The sequence below is a fragment of the Amycolatopsis dendrobii genome, assembly GCF_014145675.1.
Taxonomy (GTDB): Bacteria; Actinomycetota; Actinomycetes; order Mycobacteriales; family Pseudonocardiaceae; genus Amycolatopsis; species Amycolatopsis dendrobii.
Genome location: NZ_JACGZW010000009.1, coordinates 159,485 through 185,028, shown reverse-complemented (window position 1 = coordinate 185,028; position 25,544 = coordinate 159,485). Strand labels below are relative to the sequence as shown.

Annotated in this window: 24 protein-coding genes; 11 read left to right on the top strand and 13 right to left on the bottom strand. The window is 69.2% G+C overall.

Going from position 1 to position 25,544, the window contains the following annotated elements; genetic code table 11:
- Nucleotides 1–140: 140 nt before the first annotated feature.
- Nucleotides 141–758 carry a histidine phosphatase family protein gene (locus H4281_RS26550; RefSeq protein ID WP_182893645.1) on the bottom strand — a complete coding sequence of 206 codons (618 nt, stop codon included), beginning with the start codon at nucleotides 756–758 and terminating at the stop codon, nucleotides 141–143.
- Nucleotides 755–1,660 carry a prephenate dehydratase gene (gene pheA, locus H4281_RS26545; protein ID WP_182893644.1) on the bottom strand — a complete coding sequence of 302 codons (906 nt, stop codon included), beginning with the start codon at nucleotides 1,658–1,660 and terminating at the stop codon, nucleotides 755–757. Before pheA ends, H4281_RS26550 begins: the two co-directional genes overlap by 4 nt.
- A 98-nt stretch (nucleotides 1,661–1,758) precedes the next feature.
- Here pheA and H4281_RS26540 point away from each other — a divergent pair, with 98 nt between their 5' ends.
- The 4 genes from H4281_RS26540 to H4281_RS26525 all read left to right on the top strand — a co-directional run bounded on the left by H4281_RS26540 (nucleotide 1,759) and on the right by H4281_RS26525 (nucleotide 5,351).
- On the top strand, nucleotides 1,759–2,382 hold the full coding sequence (locus H4281_RS26540) for a macro domain-containing protein (protein WP_182893643.1): 624 nt from the start codon (nucleotides 1,759–1,761) through the stop codon (nucleotides 2,380–2,382).
- 134 nt (nucleotides 2,383–2,516) lie between these two features.
- Nucleotides 2,517–3,452, top strand: coding sequence for a type I pantothenate kinase (gene coaA, locus H4281_RS26535; RefSeq protein WP_182893642.1), 936 nt, complete (start codon nucleotides 2,517–2,519; stop codon nucleotides 3,450–3,452).
- Between the two features lie 161 nt (nucleotides 3,453–3,613).
- A complete protein-coding gene (locus H4281_RS26530; RefSeq protein ID WP_182893641.1) occupies nucleotides 3,614–3,763 on the top strand; it encodes a hypothetical protein in 150 nt (49 codons plus the stop codon).
- A 34-nt stretch (nucleotides 3,764–3,797) separates the two neighbouring features.
- The gene (locus H4281_RS26525; protein ID WP_182893640.1) at nucleotides 3,798–5,351 is read left to right on the top strand and encodes a hypothetical protein; all 1,554 of its coding nucleotides are present in this window, start codon (nucleotides 3,798–3,800) and stop codon (nucleotides 5,349–5,351) included.
- On the opposite strand, the gene H4281_RS26520 is transcribed toward H4281_RS26525, so the two are convergent.
- Nucleotides 5,348–6,223 carry a hypothetical protein gene (locus tag H4281_RS26520; RefSeq protein WP_220507865.1) on the bottom strand — a complete coding sequence of 292 codons (876 nt, stop codon included), beginning with the start codon at nucleotides 6,221–6,223 and terminating at the stop codon, nucleotides 5,348–5,350. The genes H4281_RS26525 and H4281_RS26520 overlap by 4 nt on opposite strands.
- A gap of 108 nt (nucleotides 6,224–6,331) precedes the next feature.
- Here H4281_RS26520 and H4281_RS26515 point away from each other — a divergent pair, with 108 nt between their 5' ends.
- Nucleotides 6,332–6,652, top strand: coding sequence for a nucleotide pyrophosphohydrolase (locus H4281_RS26515; protein ID WP_182893638.1), 321 nt, complete (start codon nucleotides 6,332–6,334; stop codon nucleotides 6,650–6,652).
- On the opposite strand, the gene H4281_RS26510 is transcribed toward H4281_RS26515, so the two are convergent.
- On the bottom strand, nucleotides 6,641–8,053 hold the full coding sequence (locus H4281_RS26510; protein WP_182893637.1) for a 3'-5' exonuclease: 1,413 nt from the start codon (nucleotides 8,051–8,053) through the stop codon (nucleotides 6,641–6,643). The genes H4281_RS26515 and H4281_RS26510 overlap by 12 nt on opposite strands.
- A 193-nt stretch (nucleotides 8,054–8,246) precedes the next feature.
- Here H4281_RS26510 and H4281_RS26505 point away from each other — a divergent pair, with 193 nt between their 5' ends.
- Both H4281_RS26505 and H4281_RS26500 read left to right on the top strand, forming a co-directional pair.
- Nucleotides 8,247–9,074: an excalibur calcium-binding domain-containing protein gene (locus tag H4281_RS26505; protein WP_182893636.1), complete on the top strand. Its 828-nt coding sequence runs from the start codon at nucleotides 8,247–8,249 to the stop codon at nucleotides 9,072–9,074.
- Between the two features lie 61 nt (nucleotides 9,075–9,135).
- On the top strand, nucleotides 9,136–9,762 hold the full coding sequence (locus H4281_RS26500; protein WP_009085782.1) for a response regulator: 627 nt from the start codon (nucleotides 9,136–9,138) through the stop codon (nucleotides 9,760–9,762).
- A 1-nt stretch (nucleotide 9,763) separates the two neighbouring features.
- On the opposite strand, the gene H4281_RS26495 is transcribed toward H4281_RS26500, so the two are convergent.
- A complete protein-coding gene (locus tag H4281_RS26495; protein ID WP_182893635.1) occupies nucleotides 9,764–10,720 on the bottom strand; it encodes a helix-turn-helix transcriptional regulator in 957 nt (318 codons plus the stop codon).
- Nucleotides 10,721–10,779: 59 nt separating this feature from the next.
- On the opposite strand from H4281_RS26495, the gene H4281_RS26490 reads away from it, so the two are divergent.
- Nucleotides 10,780–11,919, top strand: a complete 1,140-nt coding sequence (locus H4281_RS26490) for an epoxide hydrolase family protein (protein WP_182893634.1) — start codon at nucleotides 10,780–10,782, stop codon at nucleotides 11,917–11,919.
- A 1,208-nt stretch (nucleotides 11,920–13,127) separates the two neighbouring features.
- On the opposite strand, the gene H4281_RS26485 is transcribed toward H4281_RS26490, so the two are convergent.
- From H4281_RS26485 to cutA, 5 genes are all read right to left on the bottom strand, one after another.
- Nucleotides 13,128–14,309 (bottom strand): GAF domain-containing sensor histidine kinase, encoded by a 1,182-nt coding sequence (locus H4281_RS26485; RefSeq protein ID WP_182893633.1) that lies wholly within the window; start codon nucleotides 14,307–14,309, stop codon nucleotides 13,128–13,130.
- Between the two features lie 70 nt (nucleotides 14,310–14,379).
- Nucleotides 14,380–17,697, bottom strand: coding sequence for a thiol reductant ABC exporter subunit CydD (gene cydD / locus H4281_RS26480; protein ID WP_182893632.1), 3,318 nt, complete (start codon nucleotides 17,695–17,697; stop codon nucleotides 14,380–14,382).
- A gap of 44 nt (nucleotides 17,698–17,741) precedes the next feature.
- Complete coding sequence (gene cydB / locus H4281_RS26475) at nucleotides 17,742–18,749, bottom strand: cytochrome d ubiquinol oxidase subunit II (RefSeq protein ID WP_182893631.1); 1,008 nt, start codon at nucleotides 18,747–18,749, stop codon at nucleotides 17,742–17,744.
- 291 nt (nucleotides 18,750–19,040) lie between these two features.
- Nucleotides 19,041–20,543, bottom strand: coding sequence for a cytochrome ubiquinol oxidase subunit I (locus H4281_RS26470; protein ID WP_182893630.1), 1,503 nt, complete (start codon nucleotides 20,541–20,543; stop codon nucleotides 19,041–19,043).
- 132 nt (nucleotides 20,544–20,675) lie between these two features.
- A complete protein-coding gene (gene cutA / locus H4281_RS26465; RefSeq protein ID WP_037718964.1) occupies nucleotides 20,676–20,996 on the bottom strand; it encodes a divalent-cation tolerance protein CutA in 321 nt (106 codons plus the stop codon).
- 173 nt (nucleotides 20,997–21,169) lie between these two features.
- On the opposite strand from cutA, the gene H4281_RS26460 reads away from it, so the two are divergent.
- On the top strand, nucleotides 21,170–21,769 hold the full coding sequence (locus H4281_RS26460) for a TMEM165/GDT1 family protein (protein WP_182893629.1): 600 nt from the start codon (nucleotides 21,170–21,172) through the stop codon (nucleotides 21,767–21,769).
- 107 nt (nucleotides 21,770–21,876) lie between these two features.
- On the top strand, nucleotides 21,877–22,545 hold the full coding sequence (locus H4281_RS26455; protein ID WP_182893628.1) for a DUF998 domain-containing protein: 669 nt from the start codon (nucleotides 21,877–21,879) through the stop codon (nucleotides 22,543–22,545).
- On the opposite strand, the gene H4281_RS26450 is transcribed toward H4281_RS26455, so the two are convergent.
- Complete coding sequence (locus tag H4281_RS26450) at nucleotides 22,542–23,177, bottom strand: IclR family transcriptional regulator (RefSeq protein ID WP_182893627.1); 636 nt, start codon at nucleotides 23,175–23,177, stop codon at nucleotides 22,542–22,544. The two genes, H4281_RS26455 and H4281_RS26450, sit on opposite strands and share 4 nt — an antisense overlap.
- Nucleotides 23,174–24,028: a hypothetical protein gene (locus tag H4281_RS26445; protein WP_280142717.1), complete on the bottom strand. Its 855-nt coding sequence runs from the start codon at nucleotides 24,026–24,028 to the stop codon at nucleotides 23,174–23,176. Before H4281_RS26445 ends, H4281_RS26450 begins: the two co-directional genes overlap by 4 nt.
- Nucleotides 24,029–24,259: 231 nt before the next feature.
- Here H4281_RS26445 and H4281_RS26440 point away from each other — a divergent pair, with 231 nt between their 5' ends.
- Complete coding sequence (locus tag H4281_RS26440; protein WP_182893626.1) at nucleotides 24,260–25,060, top strand: DUF2470 domain-containing protein; 801 nt, start codon at nucleotides 24,260–24,262, stop codon at nucleotides 25,058–25,060.
- Between the two features lie 16 nt (nucleotides 25,061–25,076).
- On the opposite strand, the gene H4281_RS26435 is transcribed toward H4281_RS26440, so the two are convergent.
- The gene (locus H4281_RS26435; protein ID WP_182893625.1) at nucleotides 25,077–25,544 is read right to left on the bottom strand and encodes a PPOX class F420-dependent oxidoreductase; all 468 of its coding nucleotides are present in this window, start codon (nucleotides 25,542–25,544) and stop codon (nucleotides 25,077–25,079) included.

The following is a 25,544-nucleotide window of genomic DNA, read 5'->3' as shown; positions in this document are numbered from 1 at the left end:
CGCTGTGCTGGTGAACGCCTAACTGGGTGAAACCTTCATCCGGAGGACGTGCCAGGTCCGGACGGGGTTGCTCCGCATCCGGTGAGTTCCCCACCGGACCCGGCTTCACGCAGCGTTTCCCCGCACGAGTGACCAACCGCTCACGAAAGGCGGGTATCGACCCAGCGGAGGCACTCCCATCCGTGGTCCCTGGCTACCAGTTCGACGAACTTCGTGTTCGGGATCAAGGCCTCGTTCGCCAGTTCGGCGGGCACGTTCGAGGCCAGCCATTCTCCGGCGAGCCGGATCGCGCCGCCGTGGCTGACCAGCACGACCGCTCCGTCCGGCGAGGTTTCCTCGTGCTTGGCGCGCAGTTCGTTCGCCGCGCCGAGCATCCGGTCGCGCACCTGCGTACCGGTCTCGCCGCCGGGGATCGGGACCTCGAGGTCGCCTTCGGTCCAGGCCTTCACCACGCGCAGGTAGACGCCGATCGAGTCCATGTCGGTGTTGCCCTCAAGATCGCCGGCGTCGACCTCCTTGACGCCCTCGATCACCTGCACGTCGAACCCGAACGCCTCGGCCAGCGGGGCCGCGGTCTGCTGCGCACGCACCGCTTCCGACGCGTACACCGCCACGATCGGCTCGGCCTTCAGCTGTTCGGCGAGCGCCGCGGCCTGCTCGCGGCCCAGTTCGGTGAGCGGCGGACCGGGCAACGCGGTGTCCAGCGCGCGGCGGACGTTGCCTTCGGTTTGCCCGTGCCGGACCAGCAGCAGCCTCACGCGCCCTCTCCCTTCAAAACCGCGTCGACCCACGCCTGCGCGTCGAGGAAATCCTGGTTCCCCGCGCCCTCCTCGATGGTGGCCGCGACCTCGTCCGCTCGCGGGTGCGAACCGAGAAAGCGCAGGTGACAGCGGCGGCGCAGAGCGGTCATCGCGTCGATGATCCGGGGTTCGGCGACATGGCCCTCGAAGTCGATGAAGAACCGGTATTCGCCGAAGTTGCTGCGGGTCGGCCGGGCGTCGATCCGGGTCAGGTTGATCCCGCGGCCGGCCAGTTCGACCAGCAGATCGGACAGCGTCCCGGTGCGGTTGACCGCGGCCGCGACGATCGACGTGCGGTCGGCGCCGGTGGGTGCGGGCAGTTCGCCGGGGCGGCGCACCATCAGGAACCGGGTCTGCGCGTCGCGGACGTCGGCGACGCCGGTCGCCAGTTCCTCCAGCGGATAGTGCTCGATCGCGACCGGCGCGGACACTGCCGCGTCGAAATCGCCCTCGACCACGCCGACCGCCGCCGCCGCGGTGGACGACGAGGCGACCGGGGTCGCGTCCGGCAGGTTCGTCTCCAGCCATTCACGCACCTGCGCGAGCGCGTGCGGATGGCTCGCGACGGTGCGGATTTCACCGCTGCCCGGCCGTTTGAGCACGCTGAAGTGGATGGGCAGGATCGTCTCGGCCGTGGCGACGAGCGGGTCCCCGTCGCTGAGCCCGTCGAGCGTCGTGGGCACCACGCCCTCGACGGAGTTCTCGATGGGCACGCACGCGGCGTCCGCGGCTCCGTCGCGGACGGCTTGCAGCGCCAGCCGGACGGTCTCGTAGGGGGTCAGGTCCTCGCCCGGCGCGAGCGCGCGGGCGGCCTGCTCGGTGAACGTGCCCTGAGGGCCGAAATACGCGATCCGCAACACGAAGGTCAGGCTAGCGACCACGGGCGTGGCGCTTTTCACTCGGACAGCCGGTGGCTAAACCGGTTACGCCGGGTGGCGTTTTTTGCCATGCTGGAACGGTGACCGCCGACTCAGGCACACACGCCGGGCACGGGGAAGCCGGTTTGCCGGGTTCCCCCCGAACGCCGGAATTGGTGCTGTGCGCCGTCGATGAACCGCTGGCCGCGGCGTGGACCTCCGCCGTGGCGGGCTTCGGCGGCTCCGTCCGGGTGCACCGCGGTTCGGTGCTCGACATCTCCGCCCAGGCGGTCGTCAGCCCGGCCAACTCCTACGGCTGGATGCGCGGCGGGATCGACGCCGTGTACGCGCGGGCGTTCCCCGGCATCGAGCAAAACGTGCGCAGCGCGGTCCTGGCTTCTTACGGCGGTGAGCTGCCGATCGGCGAGTCGGTGATCGTCCCGACCGGCGAATCCGAACCGGCGTGGCTGATCAGCGCGCCGACCATGCGCGAGCCCGGCGAACGGCTGCCCGCCGACACCGTCCACCCGTATCTCGCGGCGCGCGCGGTGTTCCTGCAATGGCAGCGCGGACAGCTCGATTCCGGTCCGGTCGCCTCAGCCGTGCGGACGATCGCGATGCCAGGGCTCGGCACCGGCGTCGGCGGCGTGGCCCCGGCCACGTGCGCTCGGCAGGTCGCCGCCGCGTGGCAGGAAGTTTTCGGGGCCAACGGTCACCTTCGGTGATCGAATACCTGCCCCGGTCCGGGGTGCGTGCATCACATCACAGCGCGTTCACGCGCGGTAAGCCCTACCGTTGATACGGCGTTACGGAAGTAGCGCAGACGGAGCCAGCGCAGGCGACGGCCGAGGAGTGTGCGATGCCCCCACGGGTCCGTGAACTCAGCCCCTATGTAGAGCTGCATCGGGAACAGTGGCGGGAGCTGCGCAGCTCCACTCCGCTGCCGCTGACCGCCGACGAGCTGGTCCGGCTCCGCGGGCTCGGGGAGCAAATCGATCTCGCCGAGGTCGCCGACGTGTACCTGCCGCTTTCGCGGCTGATCAACCTCCAGGTGAAGGCCCGGCAACAGCTGTACGAGGCCACCACGACATTCCTCGGCGAGGACTGCCGCAACACCAAAGCCCCGTTCGTGATCGGCATCGCGGGCAGTGTCGCGGTCGGCAAATCGACCACCGCCCGGATCCTGCGCACCCTGCTCGCCCGCTGGCCCGACCACCCGCGCGTCGACCTCGTGACGACCGACGGGTTCCTCTACTCGCGTGCCGAGCTGACCCGGCGCGGGATCATGCACCGCAAGGGTTTCCCGGAAAGCTACGACCGGCGCGCGCTGCTGCGGTTCGTCACCGAGGTGAAGTCCGGGGCCGAACGGGCGGCCGCGCCGGTGTACTCGCACCTGGCCTACGACATCCTCCCGGACCAGGAACAGGTCGTGGAGCGGCCGGACATCCTCATCATCGAGGGGCTGAACGTCCTGCAGCCCGGCCCGAGCCTGACCGTCTCGGATCTGTTCGACTTCTCGATTTACGTCGACGCGCACATCGACGACATCGAACACTGGTACGTCGAGCGATTCCTGAAACTGCGGCACACCGCGTTCGCCGACCCCGCCTCGCACTTCCACCACTTCGCCGGCCTGCCCGACAACGAGGCCCGCGAAGAAGCGCGGCACCTGTGGCGCACCATCAACGAGCCGAATCTGATGGAGAACATCAAGCCGACTCGTCCACGTGCGACTCTCGTGCTCCGCAAGGACGCCGACCACGCCATCAACCGCGTTCGACTGCGGAAGCTCTGATTTCACCCACACGCGCCTCACTGGTCTCCTTCTGCACAAGGCCCGGGTAATTGACCGATCGGCTGGCGTCTTCGTAACCACTTGGCCGATACCAGCTCCCGGGTCCGCAAGCGACCCTGAAAGCAGCAGGATGTCGCACTTGACCTGCGAAGGAGGCCACGATGTTGACTATCGTCCTGACCTGGGTCGGCGCGGTATTGGGATTGACGCTGCTGGTCGCGATGGCCGCGGGGGCGTTCGTCGTCGACTTCGACGACGCGCTGCGCGAACGGCGCGTGAAGGCACGGAGCACGGCGGAGCCGACCAGCTGAGGCCTGAGCTTCGGGTCCAGGCAAGATGTGCGGCATGAGTCCGGTGAGCCGCGCGCGCAAGAAGAGTTCCCTACCCACCGCCCCCAGCGTCAACGGTCTGTTCAAGGACGTGCTGCGGGACTTCTCCGCGGTCGCGGCCGAGCCCGGTCCGTTCGACATCGACCTGCTGGGTTCCGAGGTCGTCGGGCAGTGGCGGGACGTCGTCGTGGAGGACGAACCGGAAAGCCAGCTCGGACTTGAGCTGATCGCGTTCGCACAGCGCAAGATCACGCCCGGCGCGGCGGCACTGCTGGCCGCGCTTAAGGTGCTGGCGGAGTCCGAAGAGGAGCGTTCGGCGGCGGCCGAGGCGCTCGACGTCGTGCTCGGCCGGGGCATCCCGGAGCCGGAGTGGGCGGCCGAGGTCGGGCAGGTCAGCGTCGGCGAATGCTGGCGCACCGGGGACGTCTACGGCGACGAGTCGTCGTTGCTGTGCGTCTTTTCCCGCGGCGACCACTCGCTCGGCCTGCTCGCGCTGCTGGACTTCACCGAGGACGGCCGGGTGCGCGACCTCGTGGTCATCGAGGAGCCGCACGAGGTGCTCGCCGAAATGCGCTCGCAGGTCGAGGAAGACGGCGAACTGGTCGTACTGGAGAAAATCGAGCCCGCCGACGCGCACCGGCTGCTGGTGTCCGGGATCGCCGCCACGGACGCGCTGGACGAGCCGGACGTCGGCGAGGACTACCCGCGGTTCCACGCGATCGCGTTGACCTGGGCGCGTTCGCTCCCGGAGCCGTCCGAGATTCCGCCGGTCGCCGAATGGACCGCCGCGCAGCGCGAAGAAGCGGTCGCCCAGTTCCTCGCCGACACGAACCTGCCGGACGCCGACGCCGCCCGCGAAATCGCCAACCTGCTGGTGGATCACGGCTGCCGCACCGAACCGGCGAACCCGCTGCGCGTCGGCCCGGAAAAGCTCGCGCGGTTCCTGGAATCCTTGCTGGACGGCGAATACGAGCTGGAGGACGAGGACGCCGTCGCACCGGTCGTGCTGTCCTGGGCGGGCTGGGCCGCGGCTCGCGCCGGACTGTCCGAGGTCGCCACGGCCGCGTTGGTGGAGGAAGTCACCGAGTATCTCGGCGAGTACCTCTCGGACGACGACGAGGAAGAGGACTTCAGCGACTACCTCGACGGCACCGAATCCGCCGACGAGGCGCTGGAAGTGGTGGCCCGCCGCCGGTTCGCGGTGCCCGAGCTGTCCACGGTGATCGGTGACGAGGAACTGACCGACCTCGACCCCGGCGACCCGGAACAGCGCAGGCTGCTGGTGATCGGCGCGCACCCGGAGTACCACGAATCGCTGGCCGCGGAAGAATTCGACGGCGCGGACGGCCTCCGGCTCGCCCTCGAGACGTCCATTGTGGACCAGCTGTGGGACGACGAGCCCGCCGAAGTGTGGACCGCCGCGCAGAACCTGCTGCGGCAGGATCTTTCCCGCACTGACGTCCTCGACCGGCTGGTGACCGTCCTCGAAGGACAGCTGACCGAAACCGAGGAAGAAGACCAGCTCGACTACGACCTCGACGCCTACCGCGCCGCCTTGGCCGAGCTCTAGCCCTTCGGAAGCGCGATCCGGGCCGACCGGATCTCCGCGAGCAACCGGGTTTTGCGGCGGTGGACGTTCACCAGCTCGGCGACGTAGCCGGTGAACTCCTCCGCCGTGCCCGCTTGTTTGTGGAGCGCGCGCAGTTTTTTGAGGCACTGCGCCGCTTCCCGGTACGCGCCTGCTTCTTTTTGCGCGATCAGCTGCTCGATCCGTTCGCGGTATTCCGGAATGGACTCTTCTTCTTTTGGCGGTGCCTCTGCTTGCGGCGCTTCCTTCCGCTGCGGTTTCTCCGCCCGCGGTTTCTCCGCCCGCTGCGGAGTCAGCACCCGCGCCGCGTACGCGATCGCCTCGCTGTGCCGCCCGGCCGCCCGCAGCACCCGGACGATCTTGAGACTGACGTCCACCCGCGGCGGTTTGGCCGCGAGAATGGCGACCAGCCCGTCCACGTCCCCGCTCGCCTCGGCGATTTCCTCCTGCAGCCGCTGCGCGATCTCGACCTTTTCGGGCTGCTTGCCGCGCAACACTTCGTCCACAATGGACTTCATCCGCGCGAGCCCGGCGTCCCCGAGCGCCGCCGCGAAATCAGCCACCGCGACCGCGCGCCCGCTGAACGCCGCTTCCAGCACCCAGTCCGCGAGCAGCTCCGGATCCGGCGGCCGAGCCGCACAAGCCCGCGCGTACAACGCGACCGCCTGGTCAAGCCGCACTTCGAGGTCCGCCGCGAGCGCACCGTGCTGCTCGAGCATGCCCACGATGTCGTCCACCGCCCGCCGGGCGAGCGGCGCGAGATCAGCGCGGCTGCCGGAGTCGAGCAGCCGCCGCACGGTATCGAGAACCGCGCCGATTTTGGCGGTGTACTCGACCGGGTCGGGGACGCTCACGCGAACAGTCTGCCGTATGGCCCGTAACCGGCGTGTGGGCCAACGGCGTACTCTTTTCGGCCCAACCCGGACACCCCAGGTGAGCACCGCGCGTGATAATCAGGTCCAGTGACCCTAGACGACCTCACCCAGCGCCTCCGCGACTTCGCCGCCGCCCGGGACTGGGAACCGTTCCACACCCCGAAAAACCTGACAATGGCCCTGTCCGGCGAAGTAGGCGAGCTGATCGCCCTGTTCCAGTGGCTGACCCCGGAGGAGGCCGCGGACTGGCGCGCGGACCCGGCCCAGGAGTTCAACGTCCAGGACGAAATCGCCGACGTCATGCTGTACCTGGTCCGGCTCGCGGACGTACTGGGGATCGACCTGCTGGAAGCAGCGAACGCGAAGGTGGACCGGAACGAGAAGAGGTTCCCTCCGCTAGCCCGCTGACCTCGCCGCCGCCTGCTTCGTCTCGTCGAGGTACCAGCCGCCGACCAGCGCACCGACCGCGAGAACGGCCAGCACGATCCCCGGCCCCAGCCCGCTGCCGCCGAACATCGCGGCCACCGTGATGACCATGAGGACCAGTCCGAGTCCCATCAGCACTCGCCCGATCAGCCGGTCCCGGCTCGACGGCACCTTCTGGTGCCTCGGCTGCGGGGCCGGAACGAATCCCCACAGCACCACGGCCTCGTCCAGCCGCACAACGTGCGCACCGAGTTCGAGCGCCCGGGAAAGCCGCGGTTCGGACTCGCGCACGCCCGAGTCGTACACCAGATGCGTGACCGAGCCCGTCAGGTTCTTCGCGAGCTGGAACCCTTCCGACAGCACCCGCGCGCGCAACTGGTCCGCGTCCGCCGTCGTACCGAGCACCAGTACCCGCGTCGGCTTGTCGCCGGTAGCGGTGACCTTGAGGTCCACCACCACTTGCAGCGCCCCGAGCGCGTCCGCGACCTGACGCAGTTCGCGGTACTCGGCGGAGGTCACCACCCCGTCGGCCTCCGCGACCCGGCGCAGTTCGGCGACGAAGCCGGTGTGGATCCGCTGCACCTCCGCCGCTGCCATCCCGGCTTCGGCCGCGAGGTCGGCGAGCGCCCAGACCTCCTCGTCGGTCAGGAATTGGTCGCCGACCGCTTCGGCGAGCAGGTCGAGATAAGCCTGCGCGACCGGCCCGTCGTCTGCCGCGGAAACCCGGTCCACCGCCTCGGCCATCCAGCCCTTCTCCGCACCGGCCGCCGACCGGCGCAGGGCTGCCGCTTGGGACGCGTACCGCGGCAGCTCCGGAAAACGCACCGGCTGCGCGAACCGCAGCCCGTGCGTACCGACGAGCGCGATCATCGCCTGCGCGCACGCCCGGGCGGCCGGCTCGGCGAGGTAACCAGGGAAGTCCTCGATGCCGAAGGCGCGGGCGATGGTGGCGAGACGGTAGTTGGGCAGCGGCAACACCGCCTGCGCGGTGTCCTTGAGCGAGATCCCCGGCAGCCGGGGCACGCGGACGCCTAACTGGCTGATCTCGGTGAGGAGCCCTTCCACCGAGGCCAGGTCGGGTGCCACGACGACCGCGCCCCGGCACAGATCGAATACCGGGCTGAGGATGTCGCCCAAGCCCGGCGCGTCAGCCAGTTCCGCCGCGGTGATGCGGTGCGGGTTGCGCCGGCTCGCGTCCGCGGCGACGACCGTCGCGAACTCGCCGAGGAACGTTCCGTCCCCGCGGAACCGGATCGCGGCGACCTCCAGGACGCGACCGCGGTGCAGTCCGGTCGTCTTCACGTCGAGCGCGGTGAATTCCGTGCCGCTCGCGGGCACCTGCCCGGTCGAGGACAGGGACAGTCGTTCGATCAGCTCGGCCATCGTGGATGCGCTTTCTCCTGGACAGTTCCCCTGACCATCGCGAGAAGCTGCCGAATCGTCACACCCGGAACGGGAAACGCCGCCTTCGTGACGGATCCGTGACTTCTTCTTAGTCTTGCTGCCCTGTTGCGTAACACTTGCCGCCGCTTTTGCGAACACCATTCGGCACCCGCCTCAGGAAGAGGAATTCCGAATGCATCCCACGCCCGCGCCGCCGTCGCGTCCCAAGCTGAAACTGCCGACCTGGCTGACGGTCGTCCTCAGCGTCTTCGCGGTTCTCTTCATTCTGGGCGCGGTTTTCGGAAAGCCGGCACCGACGCCGGAGCCGGTCGCCGCACCGGTCACCCCGCCGCCGGCAACGACTTCGGCGACCACATCAGTCACGCCGGCACCGGTGACTTACACCGTGGACAAAATCACCGATGCCGCCAACGTCGAACTGATCGGTTCCGACGGCAGCCATCGCACCGTGCACATCCTCGGTCTCGAAGTGGCGACCGGAAACAACTGCTACGCAACTGAAACGACAGCATGGGCGAACAACAAGCTCGCCAGCGCGGCGGTGAAGATCACCACGGACACCGCCGACGGCGTCGCATTGGCCTTGAGCGACGGCACCGACTACGCGACCGCGGCGCTCTCCGCCGGATACGCGCGGCTTTCCGGCAGCGTCATCTCCGATTCGCTGCGCAACGCGGCGAACGCGGCCCAGCAAGCTGCGACGGGATTGTGGGCGGAACCCTGCAAAGGCGTGATCACCGCGCCGACGCCGGTGCCCACCCCGACTCCGACGCCGACTCCGCCGAAGGAAGCGCCCGCTCCGCCGCCCGACCCGCGCACGGCGGAACAAGCCGCGCCCCCGCCGGTTGAGGACGCGCCGGAACCTGAGCAGCCGAGCAGTGCGTATTACAAAAACTGTGCGGCCGCGAAAGCCGCTGGCGTCACGCCGCTGCACCGCGGCGACCCGGGCTACCGACCCGGGCTGGACCGCGACGGCGACGGAATCGCCTGCGAGCGGTAACTCCTGGTGTCGTGCGGCACCACCGGCAGACGAACCGCCCCACGGCCCGTAACCTGGAGATATGCCGATCCAGGTGCTGCTAGTAGACGACCACGAACTCGTCCGGCGGGGCCTGCGCGACCTGCTCAGCGACGAGGCCGACCTGGAAGTGGTCGCCGAGGCCGGGAGCGTCGAGGAGGCACTCGCGGTGGCGATGCACGTCGAGCCGGACGTCGCGGTCGTCGATGTCCGGCTCGGGGACGGCGACGGCATCACGCTCTGCCGCGAACTGCGGTCCAAGCCGAATCCGCCTGCCTGCCTCATGCTCACCGCGTTCGACGACGAGGAAGCCATGGTCGGCGCGATCATGGCGGGTGCTTCGGGTTATCTGCTCAAGCAGGTTCGCGGCCAGGACGTGGTGAACGCGGTCCGCGAGGTCGCCGCCGGCCGGTCGCTGCTCGACCCGGTCAGCACCGCTCGCGTGCTCGACAAACTGCGCCATCCGCCGACCGACGAACTGGCCGCCCTCACCGACCGCGAGCGCGACGTCCTGGAGCTGATCGGACAGGGGCTGTCGAACCGCGAGATAGCCGAACGTCTTTTCCTCGCCGAGAAAACGGTGAAGAACTACGTGACGTCCGTGCTCGCGAAGCTCGGCATGCAGCGCCGCACCCAGGCCGCGGCGTGGATCGCCCGGCGCGGCAAGTGAATCAGCTGCCCGCGACAGCCCGACCGTAGCGTTCGGACAGCAGCTGCAGCCGCGGGATCAGCTCCGGCGGCGATTCGACGGTGAAGTCCATCATCAGCATTCCAATGTAGACAGCCACGGTGTCCAAACTGTCCGCGCCGGTGACGAGCACGCACTGGTGCTCGTCGATGGGTTCGACGACGCCGACCGTCGGGTTGATCCGCGCCAGCACCTGGTCCGCCGGAGCGTCGATGCGCAGCCGCGCGTGCACGATCCACCCGCTCGCCGCGATCGTGCGCATCGCGAAAGCGGTGTAATCCCCGCCAGGCAACGGATTCGGCTCGAACCGCCGGCGGGTCGCCATCCGCGGCTGCATCAGGTCGACGCGGTAGGTCGCCCAACTGCCGTCCTGCGGGTCGCGAGCGACCAGGTACCACCGCCGTTGCCAGCTGAGCAACCGATACGGCTCGACCAGCCGCAGCTCGTCCGCGTAGTCGAAGCGGAGCCATTCGACGTGCCGGATCGCCCGCGCGACCTCCTGCAGCACGGCACCGTCGACCTCCGGATCGGGCGCGTCGGTGCCGGTGTTCTCCGGACCGCGGTCGATCGTCGAGCGGAGAGCGTCGACCGTCGGACGCAGCCTCGACGGCAGGACCTGTTCGAGCTTCGCGAGCGCCCGTGTGCCGGCCTCCTCGATCCCGGAGATGCCCGCCGCGGCCCGCAGCCCGACGGTGACCGCCACCGCCTCCTCGTCGTCCAGCAGGAGCGGCGGCAGCTTCCCGCCCGAACCCAGCCGGTAGCCGCCTACGTTCCCGCGCGTCGCCTCGACGGGATAGCCCAGGTCACGCAGCCGTTCGACGTCGTTCCGGATCGTGCGGGCCGAGACGCCAAGGCGCTCCGACAGTTCCCTGCCGCTCCGCCCAGCGGCGGTCTGCAAGAGAGCGAGCAGCGCCAGCAACCGCGCCGTCGGATCGGCCATCGAAACTCCTTATTCTATTAGGAACTTATCCTACCTAATAGCCTCCTAGTGTTCTTCTCATGACGAACGCGACCGCTTCCCTCGCCCTCCGCCCCTTCACCCTCGAGATCACCGACGCCGAACTCGCGGACCTGCACGACCGCCTCGCCCGCACCCGCCTGCCGCAGCCGTCGCCGACCGACGACTGGGACGCCGGCACCCCGAACGCCTACCTGCGGACGGCGCTCGAAGCGTGGCGGGCCTTCGACTGGCGCGCCGCCGAAGCGCGGATCAACTCCGTCCCGCACTTCACCACCGAGATCGACGGCCAGACGTTCCACTTCATCCACGTCCGCTCCGCCCACCCCGGTGCGACGCCGCTGCTGCTCGCACACACCTATCCCGGTTCGTCGGTCGATTACCTGGACCTGATCGACCGCCTCGTCGACCCGGTCGCACACGGCGGCCGCGCCGAGGACGCCTTCGACGTCGTCGTCCCCGACGCGCCCGGCTACGGCTTCTCCCAGCCCGTCGCGGAAGCGGGCTGGACAGTCGCCCGCGTCGCCGCCGCATACGACCGCCTGATGCGCGGCCTCGGGTACGAGAGCTACGGAATCCACGGCTCGGACAACGGCGCGATGGTCGCCAGGGAACTAGGCCTGCTGAACCCGGACGGTTTCCTCGGCCTGCACGTCCTGCAGCTGTTCTCGTTCCCGTCCGGCGACCCGGCGGAGTTCGAACGCCTCGAACCGGCCGACTACGCCGGCCTCGAACACATGCAATGGTTTCAATCAGTCGGTGGCTACAACACGATGAACGCCTCGCGCCCCCAGACGGTTTCCGTTGGCCTCAGTGACTCCCCGATCGGATTACTCGCCTACAGCGAGCTGTTCAACTCCTTCGGCAACGGAACCTCGCTCGTACCACTGGAAACGATCCTGCTGGAGGTGAGCGTGAACTGGTTCGCCAACGCCGCTTCCGGGATGAGCCGCAGCTACCTGGAGAACGCCCGCGCACAGGCCGAGCCGCGGATGAGCGACGCGCGCACCGGGGTCGCGGTGTTCAAGGACGACTTCCAGACCATCAAGACCTTCGCCGAACGCGACAACACCAACATCGTGCACTGGAACCGCTTCGAGGAAGGCGGTCACTTCGCGGCGATGGAACGCCCGGGCCTCCTCGCCGCCGATATTCGCGCTTTCTTCGCTAACCGCGACTGACCCCTGCTGATTTCGTGCCCGAACCCCGCCCGCGTTGCTGCGGACGGGGTTCTCGGCGTCCAAGACAGAGCTGTGGGTAGCCGACTTCCGCAGATTGGTTCACCCAATTGAGTGCCGAATGGATGTTCGATTCTTCGCTACCATGGGGAACGGCTCGGTGGCAGGGCGAGAGAATTCGAGGAAGGAGCGTGTTCGATGACTCGTGAAGGCTGAATCTCTTGGTGCGCGGTGTGTTCACAGCGGTGGGTTCACAGCGGCGCGAGGTTGATACAGCGTGTTTGCTGCGAGCGATTCAGGACGACGCAGACGCAGTACGTCCACTGCGATCCGAGGCGGCGGATTCGCGACGACGGTGCGAGGCAACTGGTTCGAGGTGGCTAGTTCGAGGTGGCTAGTTCGAGGTGACTCGAAATGGCAGTAGGCGGACGTGGCGATTCCGCACAGCACTAGGTCGCACGGCACTAGGTCGCCGCAACGCGGGGTCGACGACACAGTGCAGCGCCACACAGTGCAGAGCCGCGCCATGCTGCCCGGCTGACGCAACGAGTCCAAGACAACGGCAACTCGGTGCGACGTGGTTACCGCGACGTGCGCGCGCGGCGCGGTAACTGCCACTGCCGGGCTCAGGCAGGGCGAGTATTTCCTTGCAGCCACGGCAACGCACCCGCCGTGCAGGCCCCGGCAAGGCGGCTGTCCGGCCAGCCACGGCAACGCATCTGCCTTGTCGACCATGACAATGCTCCGGTGTTGCCGACCACGGCAACGCTCCTGCCTCGCCGATCATGGCAACGCACCTGCCTGGCAGGTCCTGGCAACGCGCACGTCCCGCAGGCCGTGGCAACGCACCTGCCTCGCCAGCCACAGCAACGCGACTGTCGTGCCGACCTTGGCAAGGCGACTGCGTTCGCCGACCACCGCAACGCGGCTACTGCGGCACGCAGTGTGGACTGTCGCGGCGCGATGGCGGACGTATGCGTGAGTGCCTGCGAGGTGGGTCTGCGCGCCGCAACTTCGGCGTCGTGGCCTCACTGGCTTGCCATCGATCGCTGCGCCGCAATCACCCGCGGTGCCAACCGTCGCAGCGCAACCGCTGAAACCCTTGCCCAGCAACACAACCACCGAACACTGTCGCCGAAGCTCATGCGGGCGTTCAGGACCGCGATCAGCCGTGCCGTTCCTGCCGCAGGGTTCAGCTCGGCGACCGCGCCTCACTCAAGCGGCAGGTCAAACGCGACCAACGTCCCCAAACTCGGCGAAGAATTGAGGAAAAACCGGCCACCAGCAGCATCAGCACGTTCGGCGAGATGCCGAAGCCCCCGGGTCGCGACCCCTTGCGGAACCCCGGAGCCGTTGTCGCGCACGCGAAGCTTCACTCCCTCGGAGTCGCGGGTCAGCGTCACGCGGGTTTCGCTCGCACCGGAGTGACGGACCACATTGGACAGTGCCTCGCGCAGTGCGGCACGGATGTGGTCGGCCCGTTCGGCCGGGATGTCGGCGAACTCGCCGGACAGCTCCAGGGTCGGCGGATACCCGAGCAGTTCGCCGGCGATGCGCACTTCGCCGCGCGCGGATTCGGCGAGGTCGGTCGGGCTGCCGGGGTCGTGGCGCGGCTCGGGCGAGCGCAGCGCGCGTACGGTGCCGCGGATTTCCTCGATGGTCTGGTCCAGCTGGTCGATCGCGTCGGACAGCCGGGCCCCGTCGGCCTGTGCGAAGCGTTTCCGCATGTTGCGGCGGACCCGGTCCAACTGCATGCCGGTGCCGTAAAGCCGTTGGACGATCACATCGTGCAGCTCGCGGGCGATGCGTTCGCGCTCTTGGTAGAGGGTCACGCGATGCCGCGCGTTCGCACCCTCCGCCAGCGCGAGCACCACCCCGGCCTGCGCCGCGAACGCCGCGAGCATCTCGACCGTGCCCGCGGAAAACGGCTCGCGACCTTGCCTTCGGTACACCGTGAGCGCGCCGAGCACTCGTCCGCCGGAGCCGAACGGCGCGGCCGCGAAGGGTCCGTATCCGCGCAGTTCGTCCGGCACATACGGTGCTGTGCGCGGGTCGACGATGAAGTCCTCCGCCGCGATCGGCTCGCTGCCGCGCGCGACCTGGCCTGCTGCGGAATCCGTCCCGAGCGTCAGCCCGCGCAATTCCCCGACCGGCCCGCCGTCGACGTCGCCCGTCGGCGCCTCGGCGAGAAAGCCGTCGACTCCATACGCCGCCTCGACCACGACACGCCCGTCATCAGCACTGACCATCGCCAGGCCAAGGTCGGCGTCCGCCAACTCGACGGCCCTGGCCACGACTGTTTCCAGCACCCCCTCCGGGTCGTCCCCGGACAGCGCGGTGCTGGTGATCTCCGTGGCCGCGGATAGGGCACGCGCGGCGAGTGTCGGGTCCATGAGCAACTCCGACCTTAGCGCGGAGCCCTGCCCCAGACCCGAAATCGTGACCGTCACCAACAACCCTCCGTCACGCCGCCACCCGCGGCGACGCCCGCCGCACGACGCGTCCGTCCCGGACCTCGAAAACGATGTCCGCTTGCAGCTCTTCATCCGCATTGTGCGTTACGTGCACAACCGTCCGTCCAGCAAGCTCTGTACGCAACGTCGCCCGCAACGCCCGTGCCGTCGGCTCGTCGAGATGCGAGGTCGGCTCGTCAAGCAACACCAACTCCGCCGACGGCGCCGCCAGCAACGCGCGCGCCAACGCCACCCGCTGCGCCTGCCCGCCGGACAGCCCGGCCCCGGCGCTGTCGAGCACCGTCGCCAAATCCAGCTCCGGCAACTGCGCCTGATCCAGCACCCGCCGCACATCGGACGTCTTCGCCAACGGATCCGCGAGCCGCAGATTCTCCGCCACAGTGGTCGACACGAGCATCGGCTCCTGCGGTGCCCAAGCCACCTTCGCCGGCACGACGACCTCGCCGCGGCGAGGCTGAAGGAAACCCAGCAAGGCCGCCACCAACGTCGACTTCCCAGCCCCGCTCGGCCCGACGACCGCGACATAAGCCCCGGTCGGCACGCTCAGATCGACGTCCTTCAGCACCGCCTCGCCACCGGGCCACCCCAGCTCGGCACCCCGCAGCCGAACCGCGGCCGGCCGGTCCAGATCCGGCTCATCCGCGGGCCGAGCGGCGGTGGGCCTCGCCTCGCCAACCGGTTCAGCAATCGCGTGACCTGCCGCTTCGCCCGAGCCCCCGGCAGAACCAGCCGCATCCTGCCAACGCCCAACCTCCGACTCGCCAACCACCGCGCCAAGCCGAACCCGAGCCGCGCGCAGCGTGTCCCACTGCACCGCCGCCTGCGGCAACAGCGCCAACACCTCCGCCAGCGCCAACGGCACCAACGCCAGCAAAGGAGCCATCACCCCTGCCAGCTCCCCCCGGCCGACCGCCCCCGCCGCCAACATCGTGCTGATCACCGCAGCCGCCCCGGTCGCCAGCGTGATCAGCGCATCCCCCGCGCCCGCGCCGAAGGCCTGCCGTCGGGTATCCACAGCCAATCGGGTGTCCGTCGCAGCCAGGTCGCGGCGACGCGAAGCCGCCCGGCCATAAGCGAGCAGTTCCGCCGCCGACGAGAACAGCACCAGCACCTGAGCCGCGACGTCACGCCGGCCAGCCGCGAGCGCCGAAGTCGCCCGTCGCTCCAACCGCAACGCCACCACCGGTGCCGCCAAGCCGACCAGCACAGTCAAGGCCAGCACCAAACCGGCCGACGGCAGCACCAACGCCTGGACCGCGATGGCCCCGGCCGCGACCAACCCGACCACGATCGGCGGCGACACGACTCGCGGCAGCAGATCCCGCACCGTGTCGACGTCCGTCACCAGCCGCCGCTGGCTCTCCCCTGCTTCGAGACTGCGCGCCGGACCCAAGCGCACCAACGCATTCCACAGCCGAACGCGCAACCGTCCAGCGATCCGGAAGGCGGCGTCGTGCGTCACGAGCCGTTCGACATACCGGAGTCCGGCCCGGCCGAGTCCGAACGCCCGCACCCCGACGACCGCGACCGTCAAGGTCAGAATCGGCGGCTGCAACGACGCTTTGGCGATCAACCAGCCAGAAGTCGCGGTGAGTGCGATCCCGGCCAAAAGCGCCAGAGCACCCAACAGGGCGCCGGAGAAGAGCCGTCGGTCGAGCAGCATGCGCCAGGGAAGCGGTCGAGTATCGGCTGTGTCCGAAGTGGACTCAACCACCGCTGCCGGAGACGAGTCCGAAACTGCGACTGCGGCGGAACGTTCGTGCGCGGCGATGACCGCCGCCGCACCGTTGTCGACGGCTCGCTCGACGGCGTCCATGACCCGCCGCGCGTTGACGTCGTCCAGGTGTGCGGTCGGCTCGTCCAGCAGCAGCAACCACGCGCCCGACTGAACGCGCAGCAACGCCCGAGCTACGGCGACGCGCTGGCGTTGTCCTTGGGAAAGCCGGTCGACCGGGCGGTCAGCGAGACCGTGCAAGCCCAGCTCGCTGAGCACTGCATCGACGTCGGGACCAGCAAGTTCTTCCCGTACCGTGCCACCGCTGAAAACCGGCGACTGCGGGACCCACGCGATGCCGGCGCGCCACCGTTCGAGATCGGCTTCGGCGAGCGGGACGTCCCCAGCCATGACCGACCCGTCATAAGACGGCACGAAGCCCAGCAGCGTCGCCAGAGTTGTCGATTTACCGCCACCGCTCGGCGCGCGCAGCCACACGATCTGGCCGCGCCGGACGGAGAAGCTCTCGCCGTCGGGAGCGAATCCACCGCGCCGGGCGACTTTTAGGTCGGACACAGCCAACGATCCACAGGGCGCGGTCCGCGTTCCTTCGGCCGGGACCGGCTCCGCGAGGACCGCGGTCACCCGGCGGACCGCTTCCACGCCGTCCTCGCTCGCGTGGAATGCCGCGCCGACCGCGCGAATCGGCTGGTAGCACTCGGGAGCGAGGATCAGCACGCCGAGTCCGATCGCCAGCGGGAGCGATCCCGAGACCAGCCGGACGCCGATGACGACAGCCACCAAGGCGACCGACAGCGTCGCCGCGAGTTCGAGCACGAATGCCGAGGAGAACGCGACCCGCAACGTCTTGAGCGTCGCGCGACGATGCCGGTCCGACAGTTTCCGCACGGTTTCGGCCTGTGCGTCCGCCCGCCGGAACGCGGTGAGCACTGGCAATGCCCGCACCAGTTCGAGCAGCAGCCCGGACATCCGGTGCACCGCGTCCGTCGCGCCGGAAACGCGGTCGGCGGTGAATTTTCCGACCAGGACAGCGAACATCGGCAGCAACGGGACCGTCGCGGCGATGATCACCGCCGACGGCCAGTCTGTCCACAGGATCGCAGCGCCCGCCGCGAGCGGGACGACCGCGGCGGTGACGAGCGCGGGAAGGTACTCGCGGAAATAGGAATCGAGTGCGTCGAGGCCGCGGGTCACGAGAGTCGTGAGTTCGCCGTGGCCGCGCCGGGCGAGCCATTCCGGGCCGAGGCGCAACGCGTGGTCGACGACGCGAGCGCGCAGGTCGCGCTGCGCGGTCGCGGCGGCGCGGGCGGAGACAACCCGCACCGCCCAGCTGGTGCCCGCGCGGCCCACGACGAGCGCGAACAGACCAGCCAGCTGAACGGTGCGGCCCCCTTCCCCCAGCCCCCGGGAGACCACGTCCGCGAGGATGTCCGCGAGCAGAAATGCTTGTCCGACAAGGAAAACCGCGTTCCCGAACGACAGCACCGCGACCAGGATCAGCGCCCGGCGCGCAGCCGGCCCCAAGGCCGAGAGCGCGCCGAGCGGACCCTTGCCCGGCCGCACTGGGTCCATGGGGGACCTCGTGGCGGAAAGGGGTGCGCGGCCGGGAAGCTCGGTCATGGTGCGTGCACCGCCGGGATGTGCTGGACGCCGATGCGCTTGCGGAACACCCAATAGGTCCAGCCTTGATAGATCAGCACAGCAGGTGCGCCGAACGCGCCGACCCAGGTCATCACCGTCAGCGTGTAGTGGCTGACTGCGCTGTTCGTGATGGTCAGCGAGTGCGCCGGGTCGAGGGTGGACGGCAGGACGTTCGGGTAGAGCGCGCCGAAGAACGTCACCGCGGCGGCCGTGATGACGACCGCGAGCGCGGCGAACGCCTGCCCGTCGCGGTCGACGTAAAGCCGCAGCCAGGCCACCGCCGCGGCGAGGACGACGATCACCAGCGAGATGAGCGTCCACAGTTTGCCTTCGCGGACCTGGACGACCACCAGGAAAGCGACCAACGGCAGCAGCCCGACCGGGAGAATGCGCAGCGCGATAGTGCGCGCACGTTCCCGCAGTTCACCGCTGGTTTTGAGGGCAAGGAACGCCGCGCCGTGCACGAGCGAGAACCCGACGATGGCGACCGCGCCGAGCAGCGTGTCCCACCGAACCGACTCGAACGGCGAGCCGACGCGGTTGCCTTGCGCGTCGAGCGGCAGGCCGAGCACGGTGGTCGCGAGCAGCAACCCGACGCCCAGCGGCGGGATCCAGGAACCGATGATGATCACGCGGTCCCAGACGCGCCGCCAGCGTTCGGAGTCGACCTTGCCGCGGTACTCGAAGGCGACGCCGCGCCCGATGAGCGCGATCAGAACGAGCAGCAGCGGGAGATACGCGCCGGAGAAAAGCGACGCGTACCAGCCGGGGAACGCCGCGAAGGTCGCACCGGCCGCGACGATCAGCCAGACCTCGTTGCCGTCCCAAACCGGCCCGATCGTGTTGACGAGGACGCGCCGCTCGGTGTTCGTCTTCCCGAGCACGGGCAGCAGCATCCCGACGCCGAAGTCGAATCCTTCGAGGAAGAGATACCCCAGCCAGAACAACGCGACGATCGCGAACCACAGCGTTTCGAGCGTCATACCCACTCACCTCGTCCGGCACCAGCCGGCGTCATCCGGTCGGCCACCGGGTTGTCCCCACGATGGCCCTGAGTTATCCACAACCCGCCGAGTTGTCCACAGATTTGCTGTGGGTAACCCGCGAGAGCCACCACGCGACTACGCTGGGTACGGGGCGTCCCCCCGGTGAGGGTGGGGGCTGCGTACGCGGCGGGTGGCTTGCGCCGGCAGCTCGTCCAGGCCAGTGGAGCGGGCCGCGCCCAGACCCGGCCCTCCGGGTCCTCTGGCGGCACCCCGGCCCGCTCCACCGGGTCAGTAGGCGAACGAAAGCGCCTGGTCATCGGAATCCTCGGAATCATCAGAATCGTCGGAAGAAGCGGCAGCGGGCATCACCGCGTCCACCCCGCCCCGGATGTACTTGCGCATCAGGTACAGCTCCACCACGCCCAGCACCGCGTAGAGCACCGTCAGCGAGATCAGCGACGTCAGGATCTCGCCGACCGTCAGCTTCGAGACCGCCTGCGCCGTGAACATCCACATGCCCTCGACGCCGGTCGGATTGGGCGCGACCACGAACGGCTGCCGACCCATCTCGGTGAAGATCCAGCCCGCGCTGTTGCCGATGAACGGCGTCGCGATGCCGCCGAGCACCAGCAGCGGGAACCAGCGTCCGCCGGGGATTCGGCCTCGGCGGGTGAGCCACAGGGCCAGCAGGCCGATGCCCGCGGAGATCGCGCCGAAGCCGATCATGATGCGGAAGCCCCAGTACGTCACCGGCAGGCTGGGCACGTAGTCGATCGGCTTGCCCGCGAGCGAACCGAGCGCCGGGTCGTCGGGGTAGTTCGTGCCGTATTTCGCCTGGTATTCCGAAACCAGGTTCTCCACGCCCTTGACCTCGGTGGAGAAGTCGTTGTGCGCCAAGAAGGACAGCAGCGCGGGCACGTTGAACGTCTTGACGTCCTCGCAGTTCGCTCCTGCCACGTCGCCGATCGCGATGATCGAGAAGCTCGCCGGCTTTTCCGTGTGGCACAACGCCTCGGCCGACGCCATCTTCATCGGCTGCTGCTCGAACATCAGCTTGCCCTGCATGTCGCCGGTGATCGCCAGGACCGCGAACGCGACGACGCCGACCCAGCCGCCGAGGCGCAGCGACGAGCGCCAGACATCGCGGTGTTCGTCCGAATCCGCAGCGCGCTTCCGCCACAGGTGCCATCCGGCCACGCCGACCAGGAAGGCCGCCGCCACCGAGAACGCGCCGGCGAGCGTGTGCGGGATCGCGGCGAGCGCCGTGTTGTTCGTGAGCACCGCGCCGATCGAGTTCATCGTCGGCTTGCCGTTCACGAATTCGACGCCCACCGGATGCTGCATCCACGAGTTCGCGGCGAGGATGAAGTACGCCGAAGCCATCGTGGCCAGCGAGAACGCCCAGGCGCAGGCCAGGTGGATCTTCTTGGGCAGCCGGTCCCAGCCGAAGATCCACAGGCCGAGGAAGACCGACTCGACGAAGAACGCGAGGAGGCCTTCCATCGCGAGCGGCGCGCCGAACACGTCGCCGACGAACCGGGAGTAGGCGCTCCAGCTCATCCCGAACTGGAACTCCTGCACGATCCCGGTCACCACGCCCATGGCGAAGTTGACGAGCAGCAGCTTGCCCCAGAACTTCGTCATCTTGAGGTGCCGCGGCTTGCCGGTGCGCACCCATGCCGTCTGCATGGCCGCGACCAGCACCGAAAGTCCGATGGTCAGCGGGACCATCAGGAAGTGGTAGACGGTGGTGATGCCGAACTGCCACCGCGCGAGCTCAAGGACATCCACGGGTTCGATCCTCCGCGCGCGTCCCCGCGCCAGCCAGTTCAACACGTCCTGAACTAGCCAGGACCAACGTCCCGCCGACCTGCTGAAATCCGGTGCCCGACCCAGTCCGAGCTACCCCCGATCAGGTGGTGCTCAGCGGGTCTCCTCCACGAGCCACGACAGGTACCGCGGGCTGCCGCCGACGATCGGCGTGACGATGACCTCGGGCAGGTCGTACGGATGCCGCACGTTCAGGAACTCCTCCAGCGCGCCGGACCGGTCCGCGGCCGTCTTGCACTCGACCCGCCATTCGGCCGCCGTCTGCACCTCGTCCTCCCACCGGAAAACGCTGGTGATCGGCCCCACGATCTGGGCGCACGCGGCGAGCCGGGCCTCGATGGCGCTCGCGGCGATGGTGCGCGCGGCGGCCTCGGAGTCGACGGTGGTGGTGACGACGACGTGGTCAGCAGACATGACCCGCACCGTACCGCAGCCGGAAAACAGAATTCGGCGCACCGAAAAAAATTATCCGGCTAACCACCGGCGAGCATTCTGCCGACCTTATCAGGCAATTCGCGAAACCCATCAGCTTGCGGTTTTCTGAACCTCCCCTTTATCGTTGCAGTGAAAGGGGTGAGCACGAACCCATGTCTCCCGCATTGATCGCTCTGTTCAGCGCGTTCGGCCTGGTCCTGGCCGTCGAGCTGCCGGACAAGACGCTCGTCGCGACGCTCGTGCTCACCACTCGTTTCCGCGCCTGGCCGGTATTCGCCGGAGTATGCGTGGCGTTCGCCGTGCAATGCGTGATCGCGGTCGCTTTCGGAAGCCTGCTCACGCTCTTGCCGGAAACCCTTGTTTCGGTGCTGGTCGCCGCGATGTTCGGAGTCGGCGCGTTCCTGCTGCTGCGCGAGGGCTTCAGCGAAGGCAGCGAAGCGGGCGAGGACGCGTCGCGGTCCGGGCCGGGTCCGGTGTCGTTCCTGCGTTCCGCACTGACGTCGTTCGGCGTGCTCTTCGCCGCGGAGTGGGGCGACGCCTCGCAGCTGGCGACCGCGGGTCTCGTCGCCCGGCTCGGCAACCCGTTCGCGGTCGGGGTCGGCGCGTTCGTCGCGCTGGTGTCGGTCGCCGGACTGGCGGTGTTCATCGGGGCGAAGATCCGCGACCGGATCCGGCCGAAGCTGATCCAGCGGACCGCCGGGTTCGTGTTCGCCGGGTTCGCCGCGTTCGCGCTGGCCCAGCTGCTCTGGTAACGGCCGTTTCACAGGAACGCCGGGTAACCTCTTCGGAACCCCCGAACGAGGACCAGGTGAACCGCCGGTGACGCCATGGCCTCCGCCATGACCGCCGAGGAGCACCCGTGCCGACCACCTCCCGTGCCGCCGTGTCTCCGGTGTCGCCGGTGCACGGCAGGCTCGCGCTGGTCGGCATCGGCGCGGCCGTGCTCATCGCCACGGACCTGCACCTGCGGCTTTCCGCGCAAATCAGCCCGATCTGGCAGACGCTGTCGGAGTACGTCTACGGCAGGCTCGGCGACCATTCGGCCGCGCGGCTGTTCACCGTCATGTGCCTCGCGCTCGCGCTGGGCTCGCTGGCGTTGCTGGCCGGACTCGTCAAAGCCCGCCGCTCGCCGGCGGTCGTCCTCCTGCTCGGTGTGTGGTGCGCCGGTCTCACGATCTGCGCGACGGTCCCGGTCGACCCCAACGGCGAAGCCCGTTCCTTCGACGGCCAGCTGCACAACGCCGCCGCCCTCACCGCTTTCCTCGCACTCCCCACGGCCGCCTGGCTGCTGACCCGCCGCGGCGGCCGATCGTGCCCGTGGGAACCGCGCCGCACGACGATCCGTGGGCTGGCCATCGCGAGTTTCGCCAGCGTGGCGGTGGTGCTGGGCGGCTTCGTGTTCGCCCTGATCACCGGGCCCGCGCAGCAGGAAGTGACGCTCGGGCTGTTCGAGCGGCTGCTGTTCACCGTGGACCTGGCGCTGCTGCTGACCATGGTCCGCCCGCTGGTCGCCGCGTCCCGCCGCTAGGTCCGCAGCACCTCGGCCAGCTTGAAAGCCGCCGCTACCGCCAGGGGCCCGACCTCGTCGGAAGCCAACGGCTCCAACGAGATCACCCCGACGCTCGCCCGCAGCCCGGGAACCCCGCGCACCGGCGCGGCGACGCCCGAAGCACCAGCCTCGATCTCGCCTGTCGAAACGGCCCACTTGTCAGTGCCGCCGGGTCGCAACGCCATCGCCCGCCCCGCGGCACCCGCGGCGAGCGCGTGCCTGCTGCCGACCCGGTACGCCACGTGGTAGCTCGTCCACGACGGCTCCACCACCGCGACTGCCTGCGCGTGATCGCCCTGCGCCACCGTCAGATGCGCCGTTGCGCCGACCTTCTCCGCCAGCTCGCGCAACACCGGCCGCGCGGCCTCGCGCAGCTGTGGCAGCACCTGACCGGCCAGCCGCAGCACTCCGACGCCGAGCCGCACCTTCGTGCCGTCCCGCCAGATCAGGCCGCGTTCGGCCAGCGGCACCAGCAGCCGGTACACCGCCGCGCGGCTGGCGCCGATGGTCACCGCGAGTTCGGAGATGGTCGCCGCCTGCTCGCCCGAATCGGCCACCGCCTGCAGCAGCGCGAGACCGCGGTCGAGGGTCAGCGACCCCTCCGTGCTCACAGCAGCTCGAGTTCACCCAGGTCGGCCACCGGCTCGGCGAACGATGCCGCCGCGTACGACCCGAACAGCTCCCGGACCGCCTTCGCGGCAGGCTCCGGCAGCGCGCGTGCTTCGTCCGCGAGCGCCTTGCCGTCGGTCGATTCCAGCGCCGCGCGGACGTCGCCGCCGGAGAGGCAGCGCGCCGACGCGACGAGCAGGTTCAGGAAGCCGTGATGCGTGAAGCCGGTTTCCGGGTCGACGTGCCGCACCGCGCGGTGCAGGCTGTTCGTCGCCTTGAACGAGGCTCCCGGCGAGCCGCTGACCACGGACAGGAAGTCGGCGACCTCGTCCACGCTGGGGAAGTTCTCCCCCGCCTTGCCGCCGCAGCGGATCTTCGGCCAGCTGCCGTGTTCGATCACGTTGCGGACGCCGTCCAGCCAGCCGACGCCGCGGCGCGGTTCGACCACCCGGATGACGTCCTCGGGAACGAACTCCGAGACGCGTTCGAGCCACACCTCGTCGACGTCGGACGGGGCGGGCATCTCCACCATCCGCAGCGACAGCAGTTCGCTGCGCGATTCGACAATCGAGATCGCCTTCGGAACGCCGCCGAGCCCGGTGTCGATGATCAGCGACAGCGGCAGCGGCTCCTTGGGCTTGATCTTGATCAGCTCGGTGATCAGCTCCGGCAGCCGCGAGGCCTGGCACAGGAAAACCCCGAGCACCCCGGCGTGTTCCCCGCCGCGCGATTCGAAGTGCGCGCGCAGCGCCTCCGGCATCGCGACGTCCGCGGGCGGGAAGAGCGCCGAGTCGTCGACGAGCCGCGCGAACAGGGGAGGAATTCCACGGGGGCCGGGGGGCGTGAGTTCCACAGCGCTTGACACGACTGACACGCTAGTAGCGTACGGCAAGAGGACAAAATCGTTCGCTCTGCGGACACCCTCTCCGAAGGGGATCAACCGGTCCCGCAAGCCGAATCCGCCCGGTCTCACCCTTCGGCCAATCCGTTGACCAGCGCTTTCCCGATCCGTGGGTGATCTTCCCGCGCACTCTTCCCTTCGCCCGGCAATTCAGGTTAGGCTCACCTAAGTAGGAGGTGAGCCGTGACCGAGGCACCCGTATCCGTGCGCCGCCCGCCCGCGCCGAACCCCGCCGAACGCGCCAAGACGATCGCGACCCGCGGCGGCCCGGCGACGATCATGCCGACCGTCGAAAGCGCCGGCTGCGAAGCCGAACGTGTCGAGCCCGTCCTGCATCACGTGCACCACAGCGGAAGCGTCAGCATTCTTCTGCCGGACGAGCACCCGATGGTGTGCGCGTCCCGGCAGGCTCAACGCGGCGAGCTCGCCGTCATGGTCGAGCTCGCCGACCACGCCCCGGTGGCGCTGCGGGAACCGGTCCGCGGCCTGCTGTGGATCACCGGATGGCTCCGGCCGCTGACGGCGGTGTCGGCTCGCGCGCGTGCGGTGTCGATCGCCGAGCAGCGGCCGGACCACCGGCTCCTCGACGTCGGCCACGGCCTCACGCTGCTCCGGCTGACCCCGGCGTCGCTGGTGCTGGCCGACGCGGAGGGCACGCATTCGCTGCGGCCGCACATGTTCAGCGCGGCCCCGCCGGACCCGTTCCACGACTACGAGGCCGAATGGCTGCGGCACCTGGAAAGCGACCATCCGGACGTGGTGGAACAGCTGGCCCGGCACCTGCCCGCGGACCTGCGCGGCGGCCGGATCCGCCCGCTCGGCCTCGACCGGTACGGCCTGCGCCTGCGCGTGGAATCGACAGCAGGCGACCACGACGTCCGCCTCGCGTTCTCCCGCACGGTCGACAGCCCGCCGCAGCTGGCCGCGGAACTGCGGCGATTGCTCGGCTGCCCGTTCCTGCGCCACCAGCACGGCGAGGCCTGACTGGCCGTAAAGGACCTCAGTCGTCCGCCAGCTCCGGAGGGAAACCGCCGGTCGCGATCGGCCCCCAGCGGTCGATCGTGATCCGGATCAGGCTCTTGCCCTGTTTGCGCATCGCCTCGCGGTACTCGTCCCAGTCGGGGTGCTCGCCGGAGATGCTGCGGAAGTAGTCGACCAGCGGCTCGACCGAATCCGGCAGGTCGATCACCTCCGCGGTCCCGTCGACCTGCACCCACGGGCCGTTCCACTCGTCCGACAGCACGCACACCGACACCTGGGAGTTGCGCCGGAGGTTCACCGCCTTCGCGCGCTTGGGATACGTCGCGATGACGATCCGGCCCTCGTCGTCGACGCCGCACGTGTTCGGGGACAGCTGCGGCCGTCCGTCGGCGCGGGTGGTCACCAGCATCGCGTGGTGCCGCTGCTTGAGGAACGCGACCAGCTCGGCGCGCTCGACCTTCGTGTTGGTGGCGATAGTCCTCGGCAT

Excerpts from the sequence above, each read along its gene's own strand:
- H4281_RS26525 (WP_182893640.1), top strand. The coding sequence starts at position 3,798 with ATGAGTCCGGTGAGCCGCGCGCGCAAGAAGAGTTCCCTACCCACCGCC.
- cydD (WP_182893632.1), bottom strand. The coding sequence starts at position 17,697 with ATGGACCCAGTGCGGCCGGGCAAGGGTCCGCTCGGCGCGCTCTCGGCC.
- H4281_RS26490 (WP_182893634.1), top strand. The coding sequence starts at position 10,780 with ATGACGAACGCGACCGCTTCCCTCGCCCTCCGCCCCTTCACCCTCGAG.
- H4281_RS26505 (WP_182893636.1), top strand. The coding sequence starts at position 8,247 with ATGCATCCCACGCCCGCGCCGCCGTCGCGTCCCAAGCTGAAACTGCCG.
- H4281_RS26485 (WP_182893633.1), bottom strand. The coding sequence starts at position 14,309 with ATGGACCCGACACTCGCCGCGCGTGCCCTATCCGCGGCCACGGAGATC.
- H4281_RS26530 (WP_182893641.1), top strand. The coding sequence starts at position 3,614 with ATGTTGACTATCGTCCTGACCTGGGTCGGCGCGGTATTGGGATTGACG.
- coaA (WP_182893642.1), top strand. The coding sequence starts at position 2,517 with ATGCCCCCACGGGTCCGTGAACTCAGCCCCTATGTAGAGCTGCATCGG.
- H4281_RS26495 (WP_182893635.1), bottom strand. The coding sequence starts at position 10,720 with ATGGCCGATCCGACGGCGCGGTTGCTGGCGCTGCTCGCTCTCTTGCAG.
- H4281_RS26435 (WP_182893625.1), bottom strand. The coding sequence starts at position 25,544 with ATGCCGAGGACTATCGCCACCAACACGAAGGTCGAGCGCGCCGAGCTG.
- H4281_RS26500 (WP_009085782.1), top strand. The coding sequence starts at position 9,136 with ATGCCGATCCAGGTGCTGCTAGTAGACGACCACGAACTCGTCCGGCGG.
- H4281_RS26510 (WP_182893637.1), bottom strand. The coding sequence starts at position 8,053 with ATGGCCGAGCTGATCGAACGACTGTCCCTGTCCTCGACCGGGCAGGTG.
- H4281_RS26460 (WP_182893629.1), top strand. The coding sequence starts at position 21,170 with ATGTCTCCCGCATTGATCGCTCTGTTCAGCGCGTTCGGCCTGGTCCTG.
- cutA (WP_037718964.1), bottom strand. The coding sequence starts at position 20,996 with ATGTCTGCTGACCACGTCGTCGTCACCACCACCGTCGACTCCGAGGCC.
- cydB (WP_182893631.1), bottom strand. The coding sequence starts at position 18,749 with ATGACGCTCGAAACGCTGTGGTTCGCGATCGTCGCGTTGTTCTGGCTG.